A 1,647-nucleotide genomic window follows, 5' to 3' on the forward strand; every position below is an offset into this window, starting at 1 on the left:
GGCTCGGGGTGTTCAGGGGCGGCAGGTCCGTGTAGTACGGCGAGTTGCCGGTCGCGCCGTCACCGGTGGCCTCGTCGGGAGAGGGCTGGGCGTCGGCGGCGGTGGATCTGCCGTGGTCGTCGACCGTGGCTCCCGGGGCCTGGGAGGCGGACAGTGCCGCGACCGCGGCCGCGGCCACGGCGGTGGTCACCGCTCCCTTGCGCAGCCTCCTGCCGAATTGCGCCGCCATAAAGTGAACCCCTCCTGTGGACGCCCGAGCGCCCTTCTCCGTCTGTCGCTCTCGTCCAGTTGAGACAGTCGAACCGTCCTGGAGGTTGCCCCTGTGACGCGCGGTAATTCCTGATGCGCGCGCTCGACCGGGCTCCCCAGCGCGGTGACCCGTGTGACCCTACGACAACTTCCTTTCCTCGGACACCGGTTCGCGCCCGGTATTCACCGGTTGGCCATGTTCGATCGGTGCGGGTGCGTGTCGCTCATACTGGACGGGACCGATCACCCGGGCCGCCGCCCGGCCAACGCCCGCCGCGAGGAGCCCCGTTGCCGTTCACCCTGAGCCATGCGGCGGCGGTCCTGCCCGCGGTGCGCACCGACGGAACGGGGCGGGGCCGACTGGTTCCGGCCGTGCTCGTGGCCGGTTCCTTCTCACCCGACATGACCTATTACGCGGCAAGTGTCGCGCCCGGGGCGATGGAGTTCGGCACCGTCACCCACTCCTTCCCGGGCGTCCTCACGATCGACGTGCTCGTGGCCTGGGCCCTGGCGGCCCTGTGGCTGCTGCTGCGGGAACCCCTGGTGGCCCTGTTGCCGCGAAGACGACAGGGCAGGGTGGCGACGCTGCTGCGCTGCGGGACGCCACGCGTGCGCGTCCGTACGGCCCTGACCGTGCGCTGGTACGCCTCCGCCGTCGTCGGCTCGCTGACGCATGTGGTGTGGGACGCGTTCACGCACCACGACCGGTGGGGGGTGCGGCTGTTCCCCGTCCTGGACCGGGAGATGTCCGGGTCCCCTCTGTACTGGTACCTGCAGTACGGCGGTTCGGCGCTGGCCGCGGCGGTGCTCGCCGTGTTCTGCGGGTACGCCCTGCGCCGGGTGCCCGCGACGGCCGGGCCGTCCGGTGTCCCCGTGCTGTCGGTGCGGGACCGGTGGTGGGCCGTGGCCGTGCTCGGCGGGTGCATGACGGTGGGCGCGGCGCAGCGGGCTTCGCGGTGGTGGGCGTACTGGGGCTCCACCGCGAAGCCCTGGGAACTGATCCCGGCCCTCTGCTTCGGCGCGGGCGCGGGGCTGGTGCTCGGGGTACTGCTCTACGCCGCGGGCATCAGACTGTGGCGCCCGGTCCCGGCCCCCGACGCCGCTCGGGAAGAGCCCGGTCTGCCCCTCGCTCGCTGACGGAGTCCGGGGCCGCGACGAACACCGTCATGGTGGGCAGCGGGCGGGAACGGGGCAGCAGGGTGAGCGCGAGAGCGAGATAGCCGAGCGCCAGCTCGGCCCACAGCCGGGGGCCTGGCGGCTCCTCCTCTACGACGTCCCGGTCGCGGCGGGTGACGCGGTGCCGAATCCGTGCGGCGGCGTCGCGCAGGGGGGTGAGGCGACCCTTGATGCGCGGGCCTGCCGCCCTGGCTCGCGCCCGGCGCAGGAATGTCGCGAGGT

The 1,647-nt window shown here is 73.1% G+C and carries 1 protein-coding gene and 2 pseudogenes; 1 reads left to right on the forward strand and 2 read right to left on the reverse strand.

What is annotated here, in order from left to right; genetic code table 11:
* Positions 1-229 (reverse strand): annotated as a pseudogene (locus EHS43_RS44065) (lytic transglycosylase); the annotation flags it as partial.
* Between the two features lie 308 nt (positions 230-537).
* Between EHS43_RS44065 and EHS43_RS44070 the strand changes: the two are divergent.
* A complete protein-coding gene (locus tag EHS43_RS44070) occupies positions 538-1,386 on the forward strand; it encodes a DUF4184 family protein (protein ID WP_125195998.1) in 849 nt (282 codons plus the stop codon).
* Here EHS43_RS44070 and EHS43_RS47265 read toward each other — a convergent pair.
* Positions 1,316-1,647: pseudogene (locus EHS43_RS47265) on the reverse strand (hypothetical protein); the annotation flags it as partial. The gene EHS43_RS44070 and the pseudogene EHS43_RS47265 overlap by 71 nt on opposite strands.

The sequence above is a fragment of the Streptomyces sp. RP5T genome (assembly GCF_003933965.1).
Classification (GTDB): Bacteria; Actinomycetota; Actinomycetes; order Streptomycetales; family Streptomycetaceae; genus Streptomyces.